At 56.3% G+C, this 19,578-nt stretch carries 19 protein-coding genes; 9 read left to right on the forward strand and 10 right to left on the reverse strand.

The features are described from left to right. Window positions 1-2: 2 nt before the first annotated feature. The 3 genes from crl to gpt form a co-directional block, all read right to left on the reverse strand. The gene (gene crl, locus VGM55_RS04165) at window positions 3-404 is read right to left on the reverse strand and encodes a sigma factor-binding protein Crl (RefSeq protein WP_154188662.1); all 402 of its coding nucleotides are present in this window, start codon (window positions 402-404) and stop codon (window positions 3-5) included. Between the two features lie 57 nt (window positions 405-461). After that, window positions 462-1,709, reverse strand: a complete 1,248-nt coding sequence (gene frsA / locus VGM55_RS04170; RefSeq protein ID WP_154188663.1) for an esterase FrsA — start codon at window positions 1,707-1,709, stop codon at window positions 462-464. Between the two features lie 278 nt (window positions 1,710-1,987). Next, window positions 1,988-2,446 carry a xanthine phosphoribosyltransferase gene (gene gpt / locus VGM55_RS04175; RefSeq protein WP_008457349.1) on the reverse strand — a complete coding sequence of 153 codons (459 nt, stop codon included), beginning with the start codon at window positions 2,444-2,446 and terminating at the stop codon, window positions 1,988-1,990. Window positions 2,447-2,701: 255 nt separating this feature from the next. On the opposite strand from gpt, the gene pepD reads away from it, so the two are divergent. Then, complete coding sequence (gene pepD / locus VGM55_RS04180) at window positions 2,702-4,159, forward strand: beta-Ala-His dipeptidase (protein WP_331634658.1); 1,458 nt, start codon at window positions 2,702-2,704, stop codon at window positions 4,157-4,159. A gap of 127 nt (window positions 4,160-4,286) precedes the next feature. Here the strand turns inward: pepD and dinB are convergent, their stop codons facing one another. Beyond that, window positions 4,287-5,342, reverse strand: coding sequence for a DNA polymerase IV (gene dinB, locus VGM55_RS04185; protein WP_154188665.1), 1,056 nt, complete (start codon window positions 5,340-5,342; stop codon window positions 4,287-4,289). 258 nt (window positions 5,343-5,600) lie between these two features. Here dinB and dpaA point away from each other — a divergent pair, with 258 nt between their 5' ends. Further along, complete coding sequence (dpaA, locus tag VGM55_RS04190) at window positions 5,601-6,341, forward strand: peptidoglycan meso-diaminopimelic acid protein amidase (RefSeq protein WP_331634659.1); 741 nt, start codon at window positions 5,601-5,603, stop codon at window positions 6,339-6,341. Here the strand turns inward: dpaA and VGM55_RS04195 are convergent. After that, the gene (locus VGM55_RS04195; RefSeq protein WP_331634660.1) at window positions 6,312-7,079 is read right to left on the reverse strand and encodes a class II glutamine amidotransferase; all 768 of its coding nucleotides are present in this window, start codon (window positions 7,077-7,079) and stop codon (window positions 6,312-6,314) included. The genes dpaA and VGM55_RS04195 overlap by 30 nt on opposite strands. Before the next feature lie 55 nt (window positions 7,080-7,134). Then, complete coding sequence (gene lpcA / locus VGM55_RS04200; RefSeq protein ID WP_154188668.1) at window positions 7,135-7,716, reverse strand: D-sedoheptulose 7-phosphate isomerase; 582 nt, start codon at window positions 7,714-7,716, stop codon at window positions 7,135-7,137. 229 nt (window positions 7,717-7,945) lie between these two features. Between lpcA and fadE the strand changes: the two genes are divergently transcribed. From fadE to VGM55_RS04215, 3 genes are all read left to right on the forward strand, one after another. Next, window positions 7,946-10,390, forward strand: a complete 2,445-nt coding sequence (gene fadE / locus VGM55_RS04205) for an acyl-CoA dehydrogenase FadE (RefSeq protein ID WP_331634662.1) — start codon at window positions 7,946-7,948, stop codon at window positions 10,388-10,390. 223 nt (window positions 10,391-10,613) lie between these two features. Next, window positions 10,614-11,066 carry an SgcJ/EcaC family oxidoreductase gene (locus tag VGM55_RS04210; protein ID WP_331634664.1) on the forward strand — a complete coding sequence of 151 codons (453 nt, stop codon included), beginning with the start codon at window positions 10,614-10,616 and terminating at the stop codon, window positions 11,064-11,066. Between the two features lie 173 nt (window positions 11,067-11,239). Continuing rightward, window positions 11,240-12,007, forward strand: coding sequence for an amidohydrolase (locus tag VGM55_RS04215; protein WP_331634665.1), 768 nt, complete (start codon window positions 11,240-11,242; stop codon window positions 12,005-12,007). A 36-nt stretch (window positions 12,008-12,043) separates the two neighbouring features. On the opposite strand, the gene hpxK is transcribed toward VGM55_RS04215, so the two are convergent. From hpxK to VGM55_RS04230, 3 genes are all read right to left on the reverse strand, one after another. After that, window positions 12,044-13,303: an allantoate amidohydrolase gene (hpxK, locus tag VGM55_RS04220; RefSeq protein ID WP_331634666.1), complete on the reverse strand. Its 1,260-nt coding sequence runs from the start codon at window positions 13,301-13,303 to the stop codon at window positions 12,044-12,046. After that, entirely contained in the window at window positions 13,303-14,544 is a 1,242-nt protein-coding gene (locus VGM55_RS04225) for an alanine--glyoxylate aminotransferase family protein (RefSeq protein ID WP_331634668.1), read from the reverse strand. The genes hpxK and VGM55_RS04225 overlap by 1 nt, the downstream gene beginning before the upstream one ends. A 187-nt stretch (window positions 14,545-14,731) precedes the next feature. Then, complete coding sequence (locus VGM55_RS04230) at window positions 14,732-15,571, reverse strand: MurR/RpiR family transcriptional regulator (protein ID WP_154188674.1); 840 nt, start codon at window positions 15,569-15,571, stop codon at window positions 14,732-14,734. Window positions 15,572-15,692: 121 nt separating this feature from the next. On the opposite strand from VGM55_RS04230, the gene VGM55_RS04235 reads away from it, so the two are divergent. The 4 genes from VGM55_RS04235 to hpxZ are packed head-to-tail and all read left to right on the forward strand — an operon-like array spanning window position 15,693 to window position 19,233. Continuing rightward, on the forward strand, window positions 15,693-17,276 hold the full coding sequence (locus VGM55_RS04235; RefSeq protein WP_331634670.1) for a gamma-glutamyltransferase family protein: 1,584 nt from the start codon (window positions 15,693-15,695) through the stop codon (window positions 17,274-17,276). Between the two features lie 11 nt (window positions 17,277-17,287). After that, window positions 17,288-17,476 carry an oxalurate catabolism protein HpxX gene (gene hpxX / locus VGM55_RS04240; protein WP_038475350.1) on the forward strand — a complete coding sequence of 63 codons (189 nt, stop codon included), beginning with the start codon at window positions 17,288-17,290 and terminating at the stop codon, window positions 17,474-17,476. Then, window positions 17,473-18,849: an AtzE family amidohydrolase gene (locus VGM55_RS04245; protein ID WP_154188676.1), complete on the forward strand. Its 1,377-nt coding sequence runs from the start codon at window positions 17,473-17,475 to the stop codon at window positions 18,847-18,849. Before hpxX ends, VGM55_RS04245 begins: the two co-directional genes overlap by 4 nt. Continuing rightward, the gene (gene hpxZ, locus VGM55_RS04250; protein WP_154188677.1) at window positions 18,850-19,233 is read left to right on the forward strand and encodes an oxalurate catabolism protein HpxZ; all 384 of its coding nucleotides are present in this window, start codon (window positions 18,850-18,852) and stop codon (window positions 19,231-19,233) included. 131 nt (window positions 19,234-19,364) lie between these two features. Here hpxZ and VGM55_RS04255 read toward each other — a convergent pair. Then, the coding region (locus VGM55_RS04255; protein WP_331634672.1) for a hypothetical protein at window positions 19,365-19,578 on the reverse strand (214 nt) is incomplete at its 5' end.

The following is a 19,578-nucleotide window of genomic DNA, read 5'->3' on the forward strand; positions in this document are numbered from 1 at the left end:
TTTCAGGCGGAGAGTTTTAACTGTTTTTCAGCAAAGTCCTCGGCGGGGACCAGCCCAAGTTCAAGGCTGGCCAGTAAATCTTTCAGGCGTCCATGGAAACCGCGCAGCGTCTGCTCCAGTTTTTCATCCACTTCTTTGTCTTTCGCCGGCGTTGCCGTCCATTTACCGTCTTTATCAAACAGACCGAACTGCCAGGTGTAGGTAAACTGCTTTTCCTGGGCTTCCAGTATCATCCACCATCCCCAGAACTCACGCTTCTCCGGGGCAGGCTTTACGTTGACGCAAACTGCCAGGCAATCGAAGAAGAAGCGGTTATCTTCACACTGCTCTTCCCGAATATACGGGCCAAGCGCGGCGAACTTTCGAATCAGTCTACTTTTCGGGTGTCCACTCGGTAACGTCATTACGATCTCCTGTTGTGAAGCAACTGTTTTAGCAAACCGCCAAAATTTAGCAAATATTTAACGTAATCTTTGTTTCACCCAGCTGGTAATTTCTTTAAGCGCTTTGTCAAAGTTTTGATACACCGGGTTAAACGGGATCTGGAGTAATTTGCCGTCCACAGATGACGACGTGATTAAACGTGACTCTTCTTCCGGGCTGAACGGATCGTTCTCCCAGAAACCAGAAAGCATGGGCGTTGGGCAGCGGCGGCCCAGTAGGCCCTGGGTTTTCAGGGAATAGCGGTTCAGCTCCACGCTTAACGCACTGTCTGAAATACTGGTCATGCCGAGGCGGCTGGCCAGCACGTCAATGTACATTTCCGGCACGTTCGCCTGGCGCTGCGGGTCGCTCAGCAGAGCGTGAACCACCGGCCCGAGGCATGCCACGGCTTTAAGGCGCGACGCTTCGAGGTACGCCAGCCGCACCGCGACGTTGGCGCCAAAGCGGAAGCCAAACGCCGCCACGCGCGTATGGTCAACCCACGGAATATTGGGTAAGGCTTTCAGGACGTGCTGGTGCAGCAGGCTCGAATCCTGGGTCAGTTTCCACTTTGAAGAGAAACCGACAGAAGGCATGTCGATAGTTAGCATGGCGATGCCCTGCGGGGCAAAGTACTTTTCAAACAGGCTGTAATAATCGCTCTGTAAGGCATCCAGACCGCCGCACATCAGCACGGTAGGGAATGGGCCTTCGCCCTGCTTAGGCAGATGCAGGAAGCCGCTGATGGTGCCGCCGCCGGTCACCGGGAATTCAAGCTCGCGTAGCCCACCGGATAGCCGGGGCGCGGCCTCTTCATAAGCCCGGTTAGCCAGTACCTGTGCCTGTTCGGCCAGCGCATCGCCTTTCAGGTGCGGGTAAGCCGCAATGCTATAAAGGTTAGCCGCCTGCAGCCAGCATTTACCGATTTTCTCTTCGTCCGTTTCCTGGCCCGCGCGCTGCTGCCAGAGCATTGCCTGCTTAGACCATTCGTAGATCCAGTTGCCGCCGCGGTAGCCCATCACGGTATCAAACAGTTCATCGTTGGTGCGTTCGGCGTCGGTACAGGCGATACGCGCCTGAACTTCGAGGATTTCACGCGGATCAACACCGCGCCAAATCCACATCAGACGGTTGATCATACGGTACCAGTGAGGAACGTTTTTACCGTCCAGCGCGGACTGGATGGGCGGAGCCGCAGTATGCCGAGCACGACGCACCAGCGTAGAAGTCTCTGGGTGTTTGAATCTGGGCTTAAAGAGGGTTTCGCTTAGGTTGGCCTGCGACATCGTTTCACTGCCTCCATGAATACGAGAAACGTCGCTATTGTAGCCTGATACGGCCTAAATAACACAAACGCCCGGCAGTACCGGGGCCAAATAAATGACAAATCTCAAATAAGTGAAGAAGCTACAGAGGATACAAAACAATAAACAAGGAAAATCAATTTTTTTGATTTTCGCCTGATAACCACAAAGAGGGAAAAACCATGTTTTTTTCCTCTTTGTCAAAACGATTACGCCCGGCAATGCCGGGCGTAAAAGAATGCAAAACTTTGGGACGGGGATTAACGGCCAGCCAACGGCGGCACAAATACCACGCCCATATCCCACGGCTGCTCAATCCAGGTATCCTGCGGGATATCAATCACGTAATCATCCACCAGCGGCTGGCCGGCTGGTTTTGCGAAGATGGTGACGAAGTGGGCTTTCGGATACATTTCGCGAATCGCCACCGCGGTGCCACCGGTATCCACCAGGTCATCAATCACGATGAAACCTTCACCGTCACCTTCCGCACGCTTCAGCACGGTCAGCTCGCGCTGGTTGTCGTGGTCGTAGCTGGAGATGCAAACGGTATCAACATGACGAATACCCAGTTCACGTGCCAGCAGCGCGCCCGGCACCAGGCCACCACGGCTAACGGCAATAATGCCTTTCCACTGTTCAGCTGGCAGCAGGCGCTGAGCCAGTTTGCGGGCGTGAATCTGCAACATGTCCCAGGTGACGACGTATTTTTCGCTCATGTGAAGTATCCCGGCCTGTAAATAACGGCTTAAAAAGTATTCGAAGGGGTTTTGGTTGCGCGAGATTATAGAGATCTGACGCACTAAAAACCAGTGTTGCGGGCCGCTGGCAGCCGATTTTGCTTGTATTCAGCCTTCACGCAACAAAAGAAAGTGGTATTCTCAGGACATCGCGCAAGCCGTGCTTGTGGTGTAAATGAACCCGGTCAAAATCGTGGCCGGTAAGCCAAAAAAATGACTCCAGGGAGACTCAACGTGTCTGAATTGTCTCAATTATCTCCGCAGCCGCTGTGGGATATTTTTGCCAAAATCTGTTCTATTCCGCACCCGTCCTATCATGAAGAAGCGCTGGCGGAACACATCCTGTCCTGGGCAAAAGAAAAAGGCCTGCACGTAGAGCGCGACCAGGTCGGCAACATCCTGATGCGTAAACCTGCAACCGCGGGTATGGAAAACCGCAAACCTGTGGTTCTGCAGGCACACCTCGACATGGTGCCGCAGAAAAACAACGACACCGTTCACGACTTCACGAAAGACCCCATCCAGCCGTACATCGACGGTGAATGGGTTAAAGCGCGCGGCACCACCCTGGGCGCAGATAACGGCATCGGCATGGCTTCTGCCCTGGCGGTACTGGCTGACGACAGCGTAGTTCACGGCCCGCTGGAAGTGCTGCTGACCATGACGGAAGAAGCCGGTATGGACGGCGCGTTCGGCCTGCAAGCAGGCTGGCTGCAGGCGGATATTCTGATCAACACCGACTCCGAAACGGAAGGTGAGATCTATATGGGCTGCGCCGGTGGTATCGATTTCATCACCACGCTGCCGCTGCAGCGTGAAGCGGTTCCAGCCGGGTTTGATACCTTAAAGCTGACCATTAAAGGGTTGAAAGGCGGCCACTCCGGCGCGGATATCCACCTGGGCCTGGGCAACGCCAACAAACTGCTGGCTCGCTTCCTGCTGGCTCATGCAGCAGAGCTTGATGCTCGCCTGCTGGATCTGAACGGCGGCACCCTGCGTAACGCTATCCCGCGTGAAGCCTTCGCTACGCTAGCCGTACCGGCAGCGAAAGCGGCAGAGCTGAAGTCTCTGGCTAACGACTACCTCGCGGTCCTGAAAAACGAGCTGTCTGCGGTAGAGAAAAACATCACCGTGCTGGTCGAAGCCACAGGCTCCGACAAACAGGCGCTGACCGCGAAAACTCGCGATACCTTCCTGCATCTGCTGAACGCCACGCCTAACGGCGTGATCCGCAACTCTGACGCGGTGAAAGGCGTGGTAGAAACCTCCCTGAATGCTGGCGTCGTGACCATGAGCGACGACAGTGCGGAAATCATCTGCCTGATTCGTTCCCTGATCGACTCCGGTAAAGACTACGTGGTTAGCGTGCTGGAGTCGCTGGGCGCGCTTGCTGGCGCGAAAACCGTAGCCAAAGGTAGCTACCCTGGCTGGCAGCCGGACGCTCACTCTCCGGTTATGGGCCTGGTGCGTGAAACCTACCAGAAACTGTTCAACACCACGCCGAACATTATGGTTATCCACGCGGGTCTGGAATGTGGTCTGTTCAAAAAACCGTACCCGGAGATGGACATGGTTTCCATCGGGCCAACCATTACCGGCCCACACTCTCCGGACGAGCAGGTTCACATTGAAAGCGTCGGCCATTACTGGACGCTGCTGACCGAGCTGCTGAAAGCCATTCCGGCGAAGTAAGTTTTACCCTCACCCTAACCCTCTCCCTAAAAAGGAGAGGGGATTTTCTTTGTCTGCCTTACTTTCTGTGACGGTCCTATTTTTCCCCTTACCCCTTCCAGGGAGAAGGCCGGGATAAGAGTCGTGTTTACAGCCCCAGCAGCAGCTGCCTTTCGAGCTGTGGATCGAGCAAAGTCACGTGCAGCCCCACCAGCCTGACCCCACGTCCCCCTCTTCGCTCTTCCCAGGTTTTACGCGCGGTAGCAATCAGATCGGCTTTATTTAGCGTTGGCCAGACGTGTTCCTGCGTCGTCAACTGGAAATCATTAAATTTGAGCTTGATACCCTGGCGGGCAATGCGCAGATCTGCACGCTCTTTAGCCAACCTTCTCTCCAACTCCGGGTAGAGCCGCTCGATAATTTCCTCGCATTCATGCCATTCATGAATGTCTTCAGCCAGCGTACGTTCCACGCCAACCGACTTTCTTTGCCGCTCGCTGCTTATCTGCCGTTCATCGATGCCCTGGCTACGCTCCCAAAGCACGCGGCCAAACTTGCCAAAGCGCTTTAACAACATGGCCAGATCGGCATTTTGCACGTCCGCGCAGGTGCGTAAGCCAATGGTTTCCAGTTTGGCCGCCGTCACTTTACCCACACCGGGAATTTTCCCCAGCGGCAAGGTCTGTAAGAAAACCGGAACCTGCTCCGGGGTAATGACGTACTGGCCGTTCGGTTTATTGAGGTCGGAGGCGATTTTGGCAAGGAACTTTATTGGCGCAATACCGGCGGAGGCGGTGAGGTTGAGCTCGTCGGAAATGGCCTGGCGGATGTCTCGGGCAATCAACGTTGCTGAGCCCTGGCAGTGTTCGCTGCGGGTCACGTCCAGATAAGCTTCATCCAGCGACAGTGGCTCAATCAGCGGAGTGTAGCGGGCGAAGATTTCGCGAATATGGTTTGACGCCTCTTTATAGGCGTCAAAGCGCCCCGGCAGTAAGGTAAGATGAGGGCAAAGCTTCAGCGCCATCGCGGTGGACATTGCGCTGTGTACGCCGTATTTACGCGCAGGATAGTTGGCGGTACTGATCACTCCGCGCCGCTGGGCGCTCCCACCGATGGCCAGCGGAATATCACGCAGGGCTGGATTATCACGCATCTCTACGGCAGCAAAAAAGCAGTCCATATCGACATGAATGATTTTGCGCATACTCACCCAACCACGAAAACAACACTGGATAAGTATACAGGTTATTTTATCATTCAGGAAACCTTCCGGCGGTGAAAAACATTAACTGGCGCCAACCTTCCTGTTGACTCCAATAAAATTTGTAAACGCACCAGACTGCCGCTTGCGAAAATTAACCACGATGCTAAGGTGAGCGCTATCCTGTACAGAATTTTCTGATTTCGGGTCCCTTTAGCCGTCCTGGCTGTTAGTCTCAGGTTTATCAAGGAATCAAGCAGTATGCGTAAGATCGCACTGATTATTGCGATGCTCTCTATGCCGTTTTTCTCTTTCGCCAGCCTGCTTAGCAGCAGCGGTGTTGCCGCCCCTGTCGGCAAAGATAGCAGACAGCAGCTAATGGGATCCCCGGTTTATATTCAAATCTTTAAAGAAGAACGCACCCTCGAACTGTGGGTAAAGATGGGCGAGCAGTATCAGCTGCTCAATAGCTATCGCATCTGTAATTATTCCGGCGGTCTGGGACCAAAACAGCGCCAGGGCGATTTTAAAAGCCCGGAAGGTTTTTACAGCGTTGATCGCAGTCAGCTAAAACCGGACAGCCGCTTCTATAAGGCTATCAATATCGGGTTCCCGAATGAGTTTGACCGTTCTCACGGTTATGAAGGGAAATACCTGATGATCCACGGCGCCTGCGTGTCGATTGGCTGCTACGCCATGACCGACTCCGGCATTGACGAGATTTTCCAGTTTGTGACCGGTGCTTTAGTGTTTGGTCAGCCGCGCGTTCAGGTGAGTATCTTCCCGTTCCGCATGACCGATGCCAATATGGAACGCCACAAATACTCTACCTATATTAACTTCTGGAAAGGGCTGAAGCCGGGGTATGACTACTTCGCAGCTAACCACCAACCACCGAATGTTGCGGTAGTCAGCGGTAACTACGTGATTAGCAAACCTGCCGTGGCGACCCCGATACAGCCACAGCTGGTCTCAAACTATAAGCTCACCGAGGCAAAATAACGCCGACTTGCCTGGCTCAATTTTGTGCCAGGTTTCGTTGGCGGTCAGCGGCTGAGTGGCAATGACCGTGACCACATCGTTCGGTGTGGTCTCTTCCTGAAAGTCGATTTCCACATCCTGGTCCAACAGTTTCGCCACGCCAAACGGTGCTCTGCGCGTAATCCAGAACAGGTTTGTCGAGCAGAACGCCATCACGTAGCGCCCGTCCGAAAGCAGCATGTTAAACACGCCCTTCTCTCTTAGCTCCGCACCCAGTTCAGTAATGTAACGGAATACCGCTTCCATATTGCCCGGCGTGCGCGGGTAACGCTGCGTGAGCTTATGCAGCAGCCAGCAAAACGCCTGCTCGCTGTCGGTTTCCCCGATCGGACGAAACGCCCCTGTATCCAACGAGCGGTAGCCTTTCAGCTGCCCGTTGTGGGCATAGGTCCAGTTACGGCCCCACAGCTCGCGGGTAAACGGATGGGTATTTTCCAGCGCGACCTTGCCACGATTAGCCTGGCGAATGTGCGCAATAACCGAGCAGGATTTAATCGGGTAGTCCTGGACGAGACGGGCGATGGGCGAGTTGAAGCTCGGCTGCGGATCTTTAAAAGTGCGACAGCCTTTCCCTTCGTAGAAGGTAATACCCCAGCCGTCTTTATGGGGGCCAGTTCCGCCCCCGCGCTGCACCAGTCCGGTAAAACTAAAGCAGATATCCGTCGGTACGTTGGCACTCATCCCGAGCAGTTCGCACATCTTTTCTCTCCCACAACGAATGCCTCTGCCCGGAAAGAGCAGAGGACATTTCGGGCTAAGCTTTAACCATTTCTTTTTCGATTAACTGAATCAGGATGTGGATCACTTTGATGTGAATTTCCTGAATGCGGTCCGCGTAGCCAAAGTGCGGCACACGAATTTCAATATCCGCCGTGCCGGCCATTTTGCCGCCGTCTTTCCCGGTCAGGGTAATCACTTTCATCCCTTTCTCACGGGCAGCCTCAATCGCCTTAATAATGTTGCCGGAGTTGCCGGAAGTCGAAATCCCCAGCAGCACATCACCTTCACGGCCAACCGCTTCAACGTAGCGAGAGAACACATAGTCGTAGCCAAAGTCGTTGCTGACGCAGGAGATGTGGCTAACGTCAGAAATCGCGATCGCCGGGTAGCCCGGGCGGTTCTCACGGTAGCGGCCAGTCAGCTCTTCAGCGAAGTGCATCGCATCACAATGAGAGCCGCCGTTCCCGCAGGACAGAACTTTACCGCCCGCTTTGAAACTGTCTGCCAGCAGCACCGCTGCGCGCTGGATGGCATGAATATTTGCTTCATCCTTAAGGAAGTTAGTCAGCGTTTCCGCCGCTTCATTTAGCTCACTACGAATAAGATCCTGGTACATGAGGAGGTCCTTGAGGTTTGATTGAATTTCACCTCCGGCAGTGTACCGGATAGCGCCGAAAGCGAGAAGCGTAACCCCGCGGGTTTAGCCGGGCTTTTCCCTCAATGTGCGGCAACAATGTGAGCAAGGTTGTAATTATTTTGTAAACGCATTGATAAAAAAAGCAACATCCACTACAACCAATACATCACAAGTGGTCAGACCTCCTACAAGCAAGGGAGCTTTCTTTATGTTGATTTTAAGTATTGTCCTTACTCTCGTTCTGCTGGGTGTGCTGTTCTATCACCAGGCTAATTTGCTGCTTAGCAGCGTGATTCTCCTGGCCTGGACCGCCGCCCTGGGCGCCGCCAAGATCTGGTCCTTCTGGGTTCTGGTGCCGCTGGCCGTTATTCTGCTGCCGCTTATCTTTACTCCGCTGCGTAAATCCCTGATCTCCGCCCCGGTGTTCCGCGGCTTCCGTAAAGTCATGCCGCCGATGTCGCGCACGGAAAAAGAAGCCATTGATGCCGGGACGACCTGGTGGGAAGGCGATCTGTTCCGCGGTAAGCCTGACTGGGAAAAGTTGCATAACTACCCGCAGCCAAAGCTGACCGAAGAGGAACAAGCGTTTATTGATGGCCCGGTAGAAGAAGCCTGCCGCATGGCAAACGACTTCCAGATAACCCACGAACTGGCCGATCTGCCGCCGGAACTGTGGGCCTACCTGAAAGAGCATCGTTTCTTCGCGATGATCATCAAGAAAGAGTACGGCGGCCTTGAGTTCTCTGCCTATGCTCAGGCTCGCGTGCTGCAAAAACTGTCCGGCGTTTCCGGGATCCTGGCGATCACCGTTGGCGTGCCTAACTCCTTAGGCCCGGGCGAACTGCTGCAGCACTACGGTACCGAAGAACAAAAAGATCACTATCTGCCACGCCTGGCGCGCGGGCTTGAGATCCCTTGCTTCGCGTTGACCAGCCCGGAAGCTGGCTCCGATGCTGGTGCGATTCCGGACAGCGGCGTTGTCTGCATGGGTGAATGGCAGGGCGAACAGGTACTCGGCATGCGCCTGACCTGGAACAAACGCTATATTACGCTGGCGCCTATCGCTACCGTACTGGGCCTGGCGTTTAAACTGTCTGACCCGAAACGCCTGCTCGGCGGCGAAGAGGACCTCGGCATTACCTGTGCGTTGATCCCAACCCATACCCCGGGCGTGGAAATCGGCAAACGCCACTTCCCACTCAACGTACCGTTCCAGAACGGCCCAACCCGTGGGAAAGACATTTTTGTGCCCATCGACTTTATTATCGGTGGCCCGAAAATGGCCGGTCAGGGCTGGCGCATGCTGGTTGAATGCCTGTCGGTTGGCCGCGGCATCACCCTGCCGTCTAACGCAACCGGCGGCCTGAAATCGGTTGCAATGGCCACGGGCGCTTACGCCCACATTCGCCGTCAGTTCAAAATCTCTATCGGGAAAATGGAAGGGATTGAAGAGCCGCTGGCACGTATTGCGGGTAACGCTTATGTGATGGATGCTGCCGCGTCGTTGATTACCTACGGCATTGTGCTCGGCGAAAAACCGGCCGTGCTGTCGGCCATCGTGAAATACCATTGTACCCACCGCGGCCAGCGCGCCATTCTTGATGCAATGGACATTGTCGGCGGTAAAGGCATTATGCTTGGTGACGGAAACTTCGTGGCCCGTGCCTACCAGGGCGCGCCGATTGCCATCACCGTTGAAGGGGCCAACATTCTGACCCGTAGCATGATCATCTTCGGACAGGGGGCTATTCGCTGCCATCCATACGTGCTGGAAGAGATGGCTGCGGCGCAGAATAACGACGTGAATGCCTTCGACAAGCTGCTGTTTAAACACATCGGCCACGTGGGCAGTAACAAAATGCGCAGCCTGTGGCTGGGCCTGACCAACGGCCTGGGAAGCAGTACACCAACACGCGATGCCACGAAACGCTACTATCAGTACCTGAACCGCCTGAGCGCAAACCTGGCGCTGCTGTCGGATGTGTCTATGGCCGTGCTGGGCGGCAGCCTGAAGCGCCGTGAGCGCATCTCGGCTCGCCTGGGTGATGTTCTGAGTCAGCTGTATCTGGCCACTGCGGTACTGAAACGCTACGAAGATGAAGGCCGTAACGAAGCCGATCTACCGCTGGTGCATTGGGGCGTACAGGATGCGTTGTATCAGGCAGAACAGGCGATTGACGATCTGCTGCGTAACTTCCCGAATCGTTTTGTTGCCGGTACGCTGCGGCTGTTTATCTTCCCGCTGGGCCGCTGTTACGATGCGCCATCAGATGTGCTGGATCATAAACTGGCGAAAATCATGCAGGTTCCCTCCGCGACCCGTACGCGTATTGGTCGCGGCCAGTACCTGACGCCAAGCGAGCATAACCCGGCTGGCCTGCTGGAAGCCGCCCTGCTGGATATTATGGCCGCCGAGCCAATTCACCTGCGCATCTGCAAAGAACTGGGCCGCAACCTGCCGTTTACTCGCCTGGATGAGCTGGCGAAGCAATTGCTGGGCGAAGGCAAGATAAATGCCGATGAAGCGGCAATCCTGACCAAAGCCGAAACCAGCCGCCTGCGCAGCATCAACGTCGATGAGTTTGATCCGGAGGCGCTGGCGACACAGCCGGTGAAAGTGCCGGAAAAGCACAGAAAGGTTGAAGCCGCATAATCATTAACTGGCGATGACACAATTCCAAGCCCCATCATTTCTGATGGGGCTTTTTTGTGCTTTAGACATCGTGGCGTATCTCTTTTCCCGAGAAGTAACCCCTGGCTTTGAAAGGATTATTCAGTCATGGTAAATAAGTGTAACTATATAAGTTTGATATTGTTTCTGTTGGTTATCACTGATACTTCTTACCGCAGGATCCCCCCTGCCTAAAGGAATGAAGATGAAAAGAACCATTGGAATTGTTGGCTCGTTAATGCTGATCGCGGCACCGGCGTGGGCCACCACCGCCTCCCACTGCGTTAAGGCCGACAGGCTGCAGATTGAAGGACTCTTTGAGAGATGGAACAGCGCTTTAAAAACGGGAGAAGCAAAAAAGGTCACGGATAATTATCTAAGTGATGCCGTTTTATTGCCTACAGCATCCAATAAAGTGCGCCTGACGGAAGCAGAACGGCTTGATTATTTTGAGAAATTTCTGGCGAAAAAACCCGTTGGCAACATCGATAGCCGGACTATTCGTCTGGGCTGTAATAAAGCCGTAGACGCCGGAACATATACCTTTACCTTCGCGGATAATTCAAAAATTTCAGCACGTTATACTTTTACTTATGCCTGGGATGGCGCTCAGTGGAAAATTTCCACCCACCACTCCTCTGCCATGCCGGAAACCTGATCTGCTCTGTCAGTTAGCATCCCCGTTTTGCGGCACCCGGCCCTGGGGTAACACCGACCACTTAACGCTCTTTGAGTGAACGGTGTTACCCATCATCACTCCTTTTATTGCCAACAAAAGCGCGTTTTCTCGTGCTACAGTGAAAGAAATATTCTGCTAAGAGGCTGCCGATTGTGTCTGGTCTGAAAGTTTCCGTTCTGCAACAACCGCTCGTCTGGATGGACGGTGCCGCAAACCTGCGTCACTTTGATGTGCTGCTGGAGGGCGTACGCGGGCGTGACTTGATTATTTTACCGGAAATGTTCACCACCGGTTTCGCGATGGAAGCTGCCGTGCAGTCTATGCCTGAACAGGAAGTGGTTGACTGGATGCAGTTCAAAGCCCAGCAAACTCAGGCGATGATCGCCGGGAGCGCGGCTTTGCAAACCGAGCGCGGGCCGGTTAACCGCTTCCTGCTGGTACAGCCGGACGGCAAAGTGCATTTCTACGATAAGCGCCACCTTTTTCGCATGGCGGATGAGCATCATCACTACCAGGCCGGTGAAGAACGCGTGATTATTGAGTGGCGCGGCTGGCGAATTTTACCGCTGGTTTGCTATGACCTGCGCTTCCCGGTGTGGTCACGCAACCGCAACGACTACGACCTGGCGCTGTACGTCGCCAACTGGCCAGCCCCACGCTCACTGCACTGGCAAAGCCTGCTGCAGGCGCGCGCCATTGAAAATCAGGCTTATGTCGCAGGCTGTAACCGCGTAGGCACCGACGGCAACGGCCATCATTACCGTGGTGATAGCCGGATTATCAGCCCGCAGGGCGAGATCCTTGCCAGCGCCGAGCCTCACCAGGCGGCAAGGCTGGATGCCGATCTCTCGCTGATCGCGCTGAGAGAATACCGGGAGAAGTTCCCGGCATGGCAGGATGCCGATCCGTTCAGTTTGTAGTGAGTAGAATGCCGGCCTGCTCAGGCCGGCATTCTGCTATTCCCCTGCCAGTTTTGTCACGGCCTGAGTGAAAGCCTGGACGGCAAGCGCCACATCGCTTTCGATCACCGCCTCTGCCGGATGGTGGCTAATCCCCTTCTCACAGCGGACAAACAGCATCGCGCTCGGCCAACGTTCAGCGATAGCAATAGCGTCGTGCCCTGCACCACTTGGTAGCGAAAGGCAGCGTCCCTGAACGTCACTGACCGCCTGTGCCAGCGTGGCCTGGAGCTTCGCATCACACGGGGTGGCCGGGATAGCATAGTAGGCTTCCGCGCTAAACTGAACTCCGCGCCGGGCCGCAATCGCCTCGCCTTCAGCAAGAAGCTGATTCAGCAAACGTTCCAGGCTTTCATCGTGCGGGCTGCGAATATCCAGCGTTAGCTTAACGTCACCGGGAATGACGTTCACCGCACCGGGCGCACAGCTTAACGTTCCCACCGTTGCGACTTCATCAGGGCCATAGCGGCGAGTGGTCGTTTCAATCAATGTCATCCACTCGGCGGCGGCGGCCAGCGCATCTTTGCGCAGCGCCATCGGTACCGTCCCCGCATGACCGGCGTGACCGGTAAAACTGCAGTTCAGGCGGCACGCGCCGTTAATCGCCGTTACCACGCCAAGCGCCAGGTCTTCTTCTTCCAGCACCGGGCCCTGCTCGATATGCAGCTCCAGGTAGGCACTAAAGTCAGTTTTCGGACGCTCTGCGTTGGCAATGCGCGAGGGATCCAGACCAGCCAGAACCATTGCCTGGGCCACGCTGACGCCGCTGGCATCTTCACAGTTCAGCCAGTGCCCGGGCCAGGTGCCGGTTAGCCCACGGCTTCCCAGCAATGTGATCCCAAAGCGCGTTCCCTCTTCATCGCCGAAACCAACAATTTCTATAGCCTGTTCAAGCTGGAGGTTGTGCTGGTGCAGATACGCGACCACTTCCAGCGCGCACAGAACGCCAAGCATGCCGTCGTAGCGCCCGGCGTTGCGCACCGTATCAAGGTGCGAGCCCAGCAGGATGGCCTTCGCGCCTTCCTGCTTACCTTCATAGCGCCCACAAATATTGCCCACAGCATCCTGCCAGGTCGTCATGCCCGTTTGCGCCATCCAGCCGGCCACCAGCTGGTTCGCCCGCAGATGCTGCACGGAAAGGTAAACGCGAGTCAGCTGCCCCGCGCTTTCGCTGATGGCGGCCAGCTGGTCGGCCCTGTCCATGACGCGCTGGGCGGCAACCTCTGCATAACTCACATCCATAAGCGGCGCGACCATTAGCGGGCACCCTGCGCGTAAACGTTCCACGCCGCCTGCATGGCTTCACCCTGCACGCTTTTAAAGCCGAGATGGTTAAGTACCGCTTCCAGCGCGGCGAGCGTTTGCAGCACGCAGTCTTTGCGGGCGTTATAGCCCATGGTGCCAATGCGCCAGATTTTGCCCTGCAGCGGGCCAAAGGAGGTGCCGATCTCGATATGGAAGTCTTCCAGCAACAGCTTGCGCACTTCCTCACCGTGAACCTGGGCTGGGATCGCTACGCCAAGGACGTTGTTCATTTTGTGGTCAAGGTTGCCGAAGGTTTCCAGCCCCATGCCCTGGATCCCCGCCACCATCGCCCTGCCGTGCAGCTCGTGGCGGGCGATACCGGCATCCAGACCTTCTTCGAGAATGATACGGGCGCACTCGCGGGCGGCAAACAGCATGCTGGTGGCTTCGGTGTGATGGTTCAGGCGCTCCGGCCCCCAGTAATCCATGACCATGCCCAGATCGAAGTAGTTGGAGTAGATCATCTCTTCGTCCCCGTCCTGATGGGCCGCGGTGCGAATGCCCTCTTCCACGCATTTACGGCGACGAATGGCCTCTTCCATTTGCGGGCTAAGGGTTACCGGTGAGCTACCTGACGGGCCGCCGAGGCACTTTTGCAGCCCGGCGGAAACGGCATCCAGTCCCCAGGCATCGGTGAGCAGTTCATTTCCACCAAACGATGCCGTGGCGTCGGTGTAAAACAGCACGCCGTGACGGCGACAGATCTCACCGAGCTCGGCCAGCGGCTGCAGCATCGTGGTGGAAGTATCGCCCTGCACGGTCAGCAGCAAGCGAGGTTTCACCGCTTTGATGGCATCTTCGATTTGCTGCGGACTGAACACTTCGCCCCACGGCGCTTCAATGGTGTGCACTTCGGCGCGGCAACGGCGGGCAATCTCACACAACAGGTGACCAAAGCGGCCAAATACCGGCACGAGCACTTTATCACCAGGCCGAATAGCCGACAGCAAAATGGCCTCGATCCCGGCGCGGGAAGTGCCGTCCACCAACATCGTCCACTTGTTTTCCGTGCGGAAGAGCTCACGGTACAGCACCATTACCTCATTCATATAGCCCGTCATGACCGGATCATACTGGCCAATAAGCTGGCTCGCCATCGCGCGCAGCACGCGCGGATCGGCGTTGATCGGGCCAGGCCCCATCAGCAAACGGTGCGGCGGATTGATCTGTGGGAAGTGCTGAATATCAAACATGGCGATTCCTTGAGTCTGAGATTGAAACAAAAGATTCTTGTAAGCTTCTTTTGCAACTAATGTGCCAGCCGCAGGCAAATTTTTTTCCGGCTGGCGTTATCAGGGCCAGCACGGAAAAACAGGGTGGAGTAAAAACGATGATCCATTCTGGCTCCCCCGCAGCGTGCAACTGCACCAGCGAGGAGCATTAACGTTGTTCGAGCTCATCCAGCTCTGTATACAATTCGGCGATATTATGGATACGCTGACGCCCGCTGGTCAATGACTCATGCAGTACCGCATTTGCCAGTAAATTCACCAGACTCATGGCGCTACTGTAGCTGTCAAACGCCGAAACGCTGTCGAGCGGTGCGCTCAGATGCCAGCGCGAATACGCAGCCAGCCCTGACGAAGCAGACTCGCTCAGCACCACCAGCGGTATACCGCGCTGCTGTAAACTGGCGAGCAGCGGCTTGATAATGCGCGGCCGGCGACGAAACGCCACGGTGACCACGCAATCTTCCGGGCCAATATCGACCAACTCTTCCGCCAGCGTTTGCCCCGGCTGCGGAAGAAGCAATACGCCGCTGCGAGTCTGCAACAGCTGCTGGCGTAAGTGCACTGCCACCGGCCATGAGTTTCTCATCCCAATGATAAATATGCGTTTGCCATTAACCAGCGCGTTGATTACTTCAGCAAACGGGCTGGCTTCCAGCTGATTAACAAGGTGAGTGAGATTCGCCATTTCCTGCTTGTAATGGCGTGCCAGCAGCGTGTTGCCCTGTACCGCATCGCGATTCTCCGTCAGCGGCATGCCGCTCTGACGCAGGGTGCGTAGCTCTTCGCGCATGTCTTTATAGCGCTCATAGCCCAGCCGTTTAAACAGGCGGCTCACGGTAGCCTTTGATACCCCTGAAAGCCGCGCCAGCTCGGCGCTGTTATAGCTAATCAAGTCATCAAAATGGTCAACAATGAACGAGGCCACGCGCTGTTCCTGCGGGGAAAATAATGCCCATGAAGCCCGCAAGCGCTCGTCTAACTGTTTCATGATGACTCCTGTAACTTTTGTTTCACCGAAGCCTGACACAGTGAAACGATCTTCGTCAACCTGGAACATCTCTTGCTTCTGACTCCCTACCCGAGCGGAATACCTGCAAGAGAAGAAAAACATGCAAAGCAATATGGCCCCCGGTGGCATGGCGGTTGCGCCCCATCATCTGGCCTCTGAAAGCGCGCTGTCCGTCCTGCGTCACGGTGGCGATGCCATTGAAGCCATGGTCGCCGCGGCCGCCACCATCGCGGTGGTTTACCCGCATATGAACGGCATCGGTGGCGACGGATTCTGGCTGATTGTTCCCCCGGAGGGCGAACCTGTCGCCATCGACGCCAGCGGCGCCGCCGGTTCGTTGGCGTCACTGGATTTCTACCGGGGAGAACGCGCCATTCCCCATCGCGGCACCCGGGCCGCACTGACCGTGCCCGGCACCGTCAGCGGCTGGGCAGAAGCCCTGAAAGTGTCATCGGAGATTGGCGGCGGGCAGTTGCCTCTTTCGCGCCTGATGGCCGATGCGATTCGCTATGCGGCTGACGGTATTCCTGTCACCGCTTCTCAGGCGAATGCGACGCAAAGCAAATATGCCGAACTGGCCGATGTACCGGGTTTTGCTGACACTTTCCTGCAGCACGGCGAAGTTCCGGCGACCGGCAGCCGGTTCACGCAGCCTCGGCTAGCGGCAACCCTGACGCGTATGACGCAGGAAGGCCTGGACAGTTTTTATCGCGGCCCGCTGGCCTCGGTTATTGCCGAAGAGCTGGCGGAGCTGGGACTTCCGATTACCGCGGCTGACCTTGCTGAGCACCGGGCAACGCGCACGAAGCCGCTGCGGCTTGAACATCAGGCAGGTGAGGTTTTCAATCTCGCTCCGCCCACTCAGGGGCTGGTTTCGCTGGCGATCCTCGGCATCACCGATCGCTTATCCATGGCAAATGCAAATGAAGTACAGACAGTGCACCGTATTGTCGAAGCGACCAAAAAGGCCTTTGCGCTGCGCGACGTGCATATCACCGACCCGCGCCACATCACCACGTCAATACAGAACCTGTTAGATCCCGAATCACTCGATCGGCTCGCCGGGCAAATTGACGACAAAACCGCCGCGCCGTGGGGCAAAGGCAAAGGCCCCGGTGACACCGTCTGGATGGGCGTTATCGACGGTAACGGTCTGGCCGTGTCGTTTATTCAAAGTATCTATCACGAGTTTGGCAGCGGCGTTGTGCTGCCAAAAAGCGGCGTGCTTTGGCAAAACAGAGGCGCTTCTTTCAGCCTGGACCCAAACCATTTGCTGGCGCTGGCTCCGGGCAAAAAACCGTTCCATACCCTGAACCCGGCGGCGGCAAGGCTCGCCGACGGCAGAACGCTGGTTTACGGCTCGATGGGCGGCGATGGGCAGCCGCAGACTCAGGCGACGATATTTACCCGCTACGTGCTGCAGGGCATCAACCTGCAGGAGGCGATCTCCGCCCCGCGCTGGCTGCTGGGCCGCACCTGGGGGCAAGCTTCCGACAGCCTTAAGCTTGAAAGCCGCTTCAGCCCCGACACCTTTACCGAACTCCAGGCCCTGGGCCACGAGGTAGAAACGCTGCCCGCATTCAGCGAAGTCGTCGGCCACGCTGGCGCCATCGTCAGGCACACTAATGGCATGCTTGAAGGTGCGTGGGATCCGCGCAGCAACGGCAGCGCCGCAGGTTTTTGAGGAACATACTGATGAATCAACCTTCTTTTGACTGGCAGAACTACATTGCGCTTATGGAGCAACTGCTCGCCGTACCGCTGACCGACGAACGCCGGAAAGAGCTGGAGTTTCAGCTGGCGCGCATTGCGGCCATGGCGGAGCCGCTGATGGCATTTCCGCTTCCCGATCGTCAGGAAACCGCCGGAGTCTATTCACTATGACCGCCCTTTCTATTCGCCAGACTCGTCAGGGGCTGCGGGACAAAACCTTTTCGGCAACCGAGCTGGCCCAACAAACGCTGGCCAGAATTGAGCAGCAGAATCAGCAAATTAACGCCTTTACCGGGGTGACCCAGTCTCGCCTGCTGGAAGAAGCCGCGTCGCTCGACAGGCTGATTGCCAGCGGCAGCGCGCTTCCCGCTTTGGCGGGCGTGCCTTACGCAGTAAAAAATATCTTCGACATTAAAGGGCTGACTACCCTTTCCGGTGCCGAGCTGTTTGCCGCAGAGCCCGCTGCCACGGCCGATGCCTTCGCCATAACTCAGCTACAAAAAGCAGGCGCTATGCTGAGCGGCGCAGTGAATATGGATGCCTACGCCTACGGCTTCACTACGGAAAACAGCCATTACGGCGCAACCAAAAACCCACACGATCTTGCACGCATTGCGGGCGGCTCTTCCGGCGGATCGGCCGCCGCCGTCGCTGCCGGGATGGTCAATTTTACCCTCGGCACCGACACCAACGGCTCGATCCGTGTCCCGTCGTCACTTTGCGGGCTTGTTGGCCTGAAACCTACCTTTGGCCGCCTGTCGCGCGGCGGCAGCCATCCCTTTGTCGCCAGCCTCGATCATATTGGCCCGCTGGCACGTAGCGTGGAGGATGTCGCGGCGGTTTACGATGTGCTGCAAGGCTATGACGGCAGCGATCCTTTTCAGGCCTCCCGCGCCATTGAGCCCGTTTATACAGCGCTTGATCGTGATACGCCGCTTCGCGTGGCGGTGCTCGATGGCTTCTTCGAAAACTGGTGTGATGCAGATGCAAAAGAGGCCGTTAGCCGGGTAGCCAAAGCGCTCCAGGCCTCGGAAAAGGTTTCTATGCCGGAAGCCGATCTCGCCCGCTCGGCGGCTTTTTTGCTGACCGCCGCCGAAGGGGGCAATCAGTACCTGCCTGCCCTGCGTACCCGTCCTGAACGCTTCGAACCTAATTCACGCGAACGCCTGCTGGCCGGGGCCATGACGCCGTCGGCCTGGTACACACAGGCCCAGCGCTTCCGCGCCTGGTTCCGCGATCGCACGCTGCCGCTATTTGACCATTTTGATCTGCTTATTGCCCCCGCCACGCCCTGCAGCGCCACGCTTATCGGCCAGCAAACCATGCATATCAACGGGCAGGAGATCCCGGTCAAAGCCAGTATGGGGATCCTGACGCAGCCGATCTCTTTCCTCGGACTGCCGGTCGTCAGCGCCCCGCTGATCGCGGCCAGCGGTTTACCGATTGGCGTGCAATTAATTGCCGCGCCGTGGCGGGAAGACACTTGCCTGCAAGCCGCACGGCGACTGGAAATTCAGGGTATTTTACAGACAAAGGTAAGTTAAATGATGCGAGATAATATTGACCGCCCGGCCGTTTTAAACGAAGTGACTGCGGCATTTTATCGCTATGAGCAGGCGCTGATTACCAACGACGTCGCCGTTCTGGATGAGCTGTTTTGGGAGGATGCCCGCACCGTGCGCTACGGCGCAACGGAAAACCTGTATGGCATCGAGCAGATCCGCGCTTTCCGCAACGGGCGTTCGCCGAAGGGGCTGGATCGCCAGTTGAGAAATACCGTCATCACGACATTTAGCGACGAGCTGGCGGTGGCAAGCACCGAGTTTACACGCGAAGGCAGCGATAAAGTCGGCCGCCAGATGCAGACCTGGGTAAGGTTTTCGTCAGGCTGGAAGATTGTAGCGGCGCATGTGAGTTTAATGGGGTGACTATTGCCATAGACATGGAGTTGATTAGCCTCCTCTTTAAAACCCAGTAAGGGGGTACTCTTCCATTCCATTGTTTTTCCGTTCACCCGTAAGGTGGATTATCACTGCCACTTCTGCAAACGGTGAACGTGTCAGGTGGCATTACGCCATGCCCCCTGACAACCCCCGACGCCCGGCGAGCTCATCGCCGCTGAAGCGGTAAATCCACCGGCTATCACCCAAACATTCGGGGTCGTTCGCGATTCGTTCCCGACGATCGCTCTCTTTCGCTGTTCCCGACAGCTCAACCCCGCTTGAGTTGGGTCATAACCGGGGCCGATGAGAGACGGGGACAAATCTTCCCCT

Origin of the sequence: Cedecea sp. (assembly GCF_036500665.1) — a bacterium.
Classification (GTDB): Bacteria; Pseudomonadota; Gammaproteobacteria; order Enterobacterales; family Enterobacteriaceae; genus Cedecea.